The following is a 6,233-nucleotide window of genomic DNA, read 5'->3' as shown; positions in this document are numbered from 1 at the left end:
CGCAGGTCCTCGGCGAAGGCCAGCACCCCTTCGGTCAGGCCGTGGGCGTGGTGGAACAGGACAACTTCGGTCATGGGTGGTCTCCTCGTCGGGTTTTGATCGAAAAATGTGGAACGTTCGGAAATGTTAGTCTGTTTGATCATGACAGTCAACGCCCCCGTCCCCGACTATGAGCTCCAGGACACCATCGAACTCACCACCTCCGAGCAGGTGCGGGCGATCAGCGACCCGCTGCGAACCACGATTCTCGGCCTGCTTCATGAGCGGGCCGCGACCGTGACGGAGCTGGCGGGGGCGGTGAAGCGGCCGAAGAGCACGGTGGCTCACCATGTGGGCGTCCTGGCCGAGGCGGGCCTGCTGCGGGTGGTGCGCACGCGACGGGTCAGGGCGATCGAGGAGCGCTACTACGGGCGGGCCGCGCGGATGTTCTATATCGGCCTGGGCCGGGGGGCAGGGGATGGAAAGGGGCCGCGGGACCTCAACGACTTCGAGGTCGCGGCCAAGGAATCCGTTGCCGCGTACAAGGACGGGCAGCTGCGTTCGCTCATCCGGCGTGCCCGCATTCCCGAGGAACGGGCGGCCGAATTCTGGAAACGCGTCGCGCAGGTGGTCGGCGAATTCGACCAGTTGCCGCGAGCCGGTGACACCGCTTACGGGTTCACCGTGGGCCTCTATCCCATGCCCGATTATCCGGTTCTGCCTCCGGGAGACGACACCGTGGAGTGACGCTCGCCTTCGGGTCGACGAGGACGCCGTGAGCTACAGGGCCGCCATTCGCCGGAACATCGGGTCGGTGAAGTCGCCGAGGCCGGCGTACACGTCGAGCAGCGCGGCGTAGCGTTCGCGCGACTCGGGGTCGGGTTCGACGACGTCGCCCGGGCGGACCATCGCCGCCACCGCCGAGGCGAAGTCGGTGTGCAGGCCCGCGCCGACCGCGGCGCAGATCGCCGCACCCAGGCCGGCGGCGTCCGGGGCGCCGGAGCGCTCGGCGGGGCGGCCGAACACCTCGGCCACGATCCGCATCATCAGGTCCGACCGCGAGCCGCCGCCCGAGACCACCAGCCGCTCCAGCGGTCGCCCGAGCGCGTCGTGCATCGCCGAGACGTGGCCGTGCATCGTCATCACGATGCCCTCGAGGATCGAGCGGTGCAGGTGGTGCGGGCCGTGGCGGCCGTCCAGGCCCAGCAGGGCGCCCCGCCGGTACGGGGCGTCGTCGGGCGGGAGCCAGTCGGGCACCGTCAGCAGGCCCTCGCTGCCCGGCGGGACGTCGCGGGCGCCGTGTTCGAGCCAGCGCTGGACCTCGTGCTCGTCGACGAGGTCGGGGGCCGCGGCGCTCACCAGGGCGCGGAGCCACGAGACCGTCCACATGCCACGGCGGACGCCGCGAGTTTCGTACAGGTACCGTCCCGGCTGGGCGGCGGCGTTGACCCAGTAGCGGTCGTCGACCGGCGGCCGGTCCTCGCCGAGGGTCATCGCCGCGACGTAGGTGCCGAGCGACAGCAGCGTGGTGCCCGGGCCGAGCAGCCCGGCTCCCAGCGCCTCGACGGCCTTGTCGTTGGCGGTGGCGTGGACGGGCGTTCCCGCGGGGATGCCGGTCCGCGCCGACGCCTCGGCCGTGACGTGTCCGAGCAGGCCCGCGGGCTCGACGAGCTCGGGCAGCACGGCCGCCGGGAGGCCGGAGCGGGCGAGCTCGGCCGGGTCTTCGGACCAGCGCCGGGTCCGCGGGTCGAGGGGCCACGTCCCCTGGTAACTGGCAGCGCTGTCCCGTCGCTCGCCGGTGAGGCGCACGGCCAGATAGCCGCCCGCGCCGCACACGAGGTCGACCTCGGGGTCCAACGACCGCACCGGGCGCGACGTCCTGGCGTCCATCCAGCTGAGCACCGGTTCGCTCAGGCGGCCGCGCGCGTCGAGCATCGCCCGGCAGAACCGGATCCCGCACAGCCCCACCGCGACGATGTCGCCCGCCGCGCCGTCGAACCGGTCGAGCGCCCGCCGCGACGCCTCGACGAGGGTGTCCCACAGATCGTCGTCGGGGTGAACGGCGCGACCGCCGGGGCCCAAAGCGTAGGGCCGCAACGGCACCGCGGCGGACACGTGCACGACTCCCGCGCCGTCGACCACCGAGACCTTGGTGCTCTGCGACCCGCCGTCGACGGCGAGCACGTACGCCGTCATGGCTCGGTGGTCGCGTCGAGCACGGCGCGGCCGTCGGCGTCGACCGGGTAGACCGACCCGGGATTCATCACGTTATCGGGATCGAAGACCCGTTTGAGACCGGCGAGCAGCGCGTAGGCGCTGCCGTGCTCTTGTCGCATCCACGGGGTGCGGTACTTGCCGACGCCGTGGTGGTGGACCATCGAGCCGCCCACCCGCAGCGCCTCCTCCACGATCATCGCGTTGAGCGGGCGGTGGTAGACGTCGATCTCGTCGCGCGGGTCGCACGTGATGTCGTAGTCGTAGACGACGTACAGGTTAGTGCCCGACTGGTACGAGTGCGAGGAGTGCGCGCCCAGCAGGGTCAGGTCGTCGGCGCGGGGGAACGTCCCGCGGATCCGGGTCATCACCGCCTCGTACAGCTCGGCGGTGCGCGACCAGTCCACCGAGACCTCGGTCGTGTAGCCGAGGTGAGCCGTGGCGAGCATGCCGCGCTTCTCGGCCTCGATCTTGTCCGGACCCCAGTTGAGGCCGTCGAACCAGGCACGGATCCGTTCGGGGTCCACGGCCGCGTGGTCCACCTCGGCGGCGGCCGCCTCGATGGCTCCGGCGGTCGCCGCGACGAGCGGCGCGGGTCCCTCGGCGGCGAGGACGACGAGGTTCTGGTCCAGGGGGTGATCGCTCAGGTGCTGGCGGGCGTCCTCCGGGGAGTAGAGCCGTGCCACGGACGGCCGGTAGCCCGCCGTCACGACCTCGCGCAGCAGACCGACCCCGGCCGCGAACTCGGGCACGCGGTAGCCGAGGTAGCGCGCGGTGCCGCCGTACCACCGGAAAACCTTCACGGTGACCTCGGTGATGAACGCCAGCGCCCCTTCGTTGCCGATGAGCACGTGTCGAATGTCGGGACCGGCCGCTCGCCGCGGAACGTTCTTGACGCGGACCACGGCGCCGCCGGGCAGGACGGCCTCCAGTCCGACGACCATGTCCTCGATCCCGCCGTAGAGGGTGGAGAACTGGCCAGTGGACCGGGTCGCCACGAGCCCGCCCATCTGGGCGATCGGCTTCGACTGCGGCGAGTGGCCGGTGGTCAGGCCCCGCTCCCGGAGCCGGTCCTCGAGCACCTGGAGCCTGACGCCACACTGGACGGTCGCCATCATGTTGTCCTCGTCGACGGCGAGGATGGCGTCCATTCGGGACCCGTCCACCACGATGGAGTCCTCGACGATCGTCTCGAGGCCGCCCTCGGTGCTGGTGCCGCCGGTGCGCGGCACCACCGCGAGCCTCTCCCGCTGGGCCAGGTCCAGGAGGGCCGCCACCTGCTCCGTCGTCTCCGGGTACACGACGGCCGCGGGCGGGGGGCCGTCGTAGATTCCGTGGACGGCGGTGTACTTGCGGAACCGGTCGACGCTGCTGCGCCGCAGGTGCTCCTCGTCGGTGTCGACCCGCTCGGGGCCGATCAGGTCGGTGACGGCGCGCACGACGCCCGAGCGGTCGAGGGTCGATCGTGACCTGATCATCCGGGGAATGGCCTTCCAGTCGCGGTGGTGTCGGCGGGGTCAGCGGACGAGATAGCCGCCGTCGACCACGAGGACGTGGCCGTTGACGTAGTCGGAGGCGGAGGAGGCGAGGAACACGGTCGCTCCCATGAGATCGGCCGGGTCGCCCCAGCGCGCGGCGGGGATGTGCTCGACCACGCGGCGGGCGGCCTCGGGGGCGGCGCGGGTCGCCTCGGTGATCGCGGTCGCGAAGTACCCGGGAGCGATCGCGTTGACCTGGATGCCGTGTTCGGCCAGCTCGTCGCAGTAGGCCTTGGTGAAGCCGACGATGCCGGCCTTGGTCGCGGCGTAGGCCGGGGAGCCGCGGCCGCCGAGGAAGGAGAACAGCGACGCGACGTTGATGATCTTGCCGCCGCCGGCCCGGGTCATCACGAGTCCGGCCTCGTGGGCCGTCTCGAAGGCCGCGGTCATGTTGACGGCCACCATCGGGTCCCAGTGCTCCCGGTCGAACTCGTCCGCCTCGGCCTGCACGCAGATGCCGGCGGAGTTCACGAGCACATCGAGGCCGCCGAGCTCCTCGACGCATCCGGCGACGACCCGCGCCGGGACGCCCCGCTCGGTGATGTCGGCCTCGACCTCCACGTAGCGGCGGCCGCATCCCGTGACCAGCTGTCTCGTCACGCCGCCGTCGTCGGTGATGCTGGGCACGAACACGTCCGCGCCGGCCTTCGCCAGCGCCACCGTGAAGGCGCGTCCGAGGCCGGTGTTGCCTCCCGTGACGAGCGCGCGGCGTCCCTCCAACGAGAACGCGCCGAGGTCGAAGTCGGCCAGGTCCATCACGATCGTCCTATCGCTCCCGCGGTGGTGGCATGAGCATGGCACCACCATATGACAGGTACCAAGATCGACGAGACAAGCGACCCGGCCACGGCGATCGACCGCCTATCGCGGAGCGTTGGCCGCGGCGTCGGGGATGTCGCGTTTGCCGAGGGTGAGGTGTTCGATGTGGTAGACGGCCTCGTCGAGCAGGGCGGCGACGTGGTTGTCGTAGAGGCAGTAGACGGTGCGGCGGCCCTGGCGGGTACCCGTGACGAGCCCGAGGGCGCGTAGCAGCCGCAGTTGGTGGGACACGGCGGATTGCTCCATGTCGATGGCGTCGGCGAGTTCGCCGACGGCGCAGGGGGCCTGGCGCAGGCGGGTGAGGATGCGCAGGCGGCTCGGGGTGGCCAGGGCCTGGAGGGTGGCGGCGACGGTGGCGGCGGAGTCGACGTCCAGTGTGGTGGCCGGTGCGGGTTTGCCCTTGGAGCCGTGTCCCATGGGCAGCAGCCTACCTGGTCAGGATCATATGAATACATCTTCATATAGTCCTGCTATCGTCGGTGCGGATTCCGCAGTCCGCTGGGAGGCAACCATCGTGACCGACACTCTCGCGCCACCCCGACCGGCGATGGTGGCTCGCCGCACCCGTTGGTTCGCGCTCGCCGAGGCCCGCTGGGCCGCGGCGGCACTGGCGTTGTTCGGCGCCGGACTGGCCGCCGACCTGCTCGGCGCGCCCGGGTGGGTGTCGTGGCCGTTGTACCTGGCGTGTTACGTCACCGGCGGGTGGGAGCCGGGGTGGGCCGGGCTGAAGGCGTTGCGGGACAAGACCCTGGACGTGGACCTGTTGATGGTCGCCGCCGCGATCGGGGCCGCGGCGATCGGGCAGGTGATGGACGGCGGGCTGCTGATCGTCATCTTCGCGACGTCGGGCGCCCTGGAGGCGATCGCCACCGCCCGCACCGAGGACTCGGTGCGGGGCCTGGTGGACCTGGCGCCCGAGACCGCCCACCGGGTCGGCGCGGACGGCGACGAGTCGGTGGTGGCGGTGGCGGACCTCGGGGTCGGCGACGAGGTCCTCGTGCGACCCGGCGACCGCCTCGGCGCCGACGGGACCGTGGTCGCCGGGGCCAGCGAGGTCGATCAGGCGACCATCACCGGGGAGCCGCTCGCCGTGGACAAGGGCGTCGGCGACGAGGTGTTCGCCGGGACCATCAACGGCACCGGGGTCCTGCGGGTGCGGGTGGACCGCCCGGCATCGGAGTCGGTGGTGGCGCGGATCGCGGCCCTAGTGGCCGAGGCGTCGCGCACCAAGTCGGCGACCCACCTGTTCGTCGAGAAGATCGAGCAGCGGTATTCCATCGGCATGGTCGCCGCGACCGTGGCCCTGTTCGTCGTCCCGCTGTTGTTCGGCGAAGCGGTGCGCGACAGCCTGTTGCGGGCGATGACCTTCATGATCGTGGCGTCGCCGTGCGCGGTGGTGCTGTCCACCATGCCGCCGCTTTTGGCGGCGATCGCCAACGCCGGACGCCACGGGGTGCTGGTGAAGTCCGCCGTCGTCATGGAACAGCTCGGCGCCACCAGCGTCGTCGCGTTCGACAAGACCGGCACCCTCACCCGCGGCACGCCCCACCTCGCCGAGATTCGCGCGCTGACCCCGGAGGCGATGAGCGCCGACGAGGCCCTGCGCCTGGCGGCCTCGGCCGAGCACGCCAGCGAACACCCGCTGGCCCGCGCCATCGTCGCGGCCGCGCGCGACCGCGGCCT

6 protein-coding genes are annotated in these 6,233 nt (G+C 71.7%); 2 read left to right on the top strand and 4 right to left on the bottom strand.

Annotation, left to right across the window (positions count from 1 at the left end):
* The first annotated feature begins 141 nt into the window (after positions 1-141).
* Positions 142-726 (top strand): ArsR/SmtB family transcription factor, encoded by a 585-nt coding sequence (locus tag VE172_RS16010; RefSeq protein WP_324802932.1) that lies wholly within the window; start codon positions 142-144, stop codon positions 724-726.
* A 33-nt stretch (positions 727-759) separates the two neighbouring features.
* On the opposite strand, the gene VE172_RS16005 is transcribed toward VE172_RS16010, so the two are convergent.
* The 4 genes from VE172_RS16005 to VE172_RS15990 form a co-directional block, all read right to left on the bottom strand.
* Positions 760-2,175: an FGGY-family carbohydrate kinase gene (locus VE172_RS16005; RefSeq protein WP_324802931.1), complete on the bottom strand. Its 1,416-nt coding sequence runs from the start codon at positions 2,173-2,175 to the stop codon at positions 760-762.
* On the bottom strand, positions 2,172-3,671 hold the full coding sequence (locus tag VE172_RS16000; protein WP_324802930.1) for an FAD-binding oxidoreductase: 1,500 nt from the start codon (positions 3,669-3,671) through the stop codon (positions 2,172-2,174). Before VE172_RS16000 ends, VE172_RS16005 begins: the two co-directional genes overlap by 4 nt.
* A 39-nt stretch (positions 3,672-3,710) precedes the next feature.
* On the bottom strand, positions 3,711-4,487 hold the full coding sequence (locus tag VE172_RS15995) for an SDR family oxidoreductase (protein ID WP_324802929.1): 777 nt from the start codon (positions 4,485-4,487) through the stop codon (positions 3,711-3,713).
* 105 nt (positions 4,488-4,592) lie between these two features.
* Positions 4,593-4,967, bottom strand: coding sequence for an ArsR/SmtB family transcription factor (locus VE172_RS15990; protein ID WP_324802928.1), 375 nt, complete (start codon positions 4,965-4,967; stop codon positions 4,593-4,595).
* A 130-nt stretch (positions 4,968-5,097) separates the two neighbouring features.
* Between VE172_RS15990 and VE172_RS15985 the strand changes: the two genes are divergently transcribed.
* A partial coding sequence (locus tag VE172_RS15985; RefSeq protein WP_349258413.1) for an HAD-IC family P-type ATPase occupies positions 5,098-6,233 on the top strand: 1,136 nt, incomplete at its 3' end.

The sequence above is a fragment of the Stackebrandtia sp. genome (assembly GCF_035643755.1).
Classification (GTDB): domain Bacteria; phylum Actinomycetota; class Actinomycetes; order Mycobacteriales; family Micromonosporaceae; genus Stackebrandtia.
The sequence above is the reverse complement of the archived record's forward strand: the minus strand, read 5'-3'. Positions and strand labels throughout refer to the sequence as shown.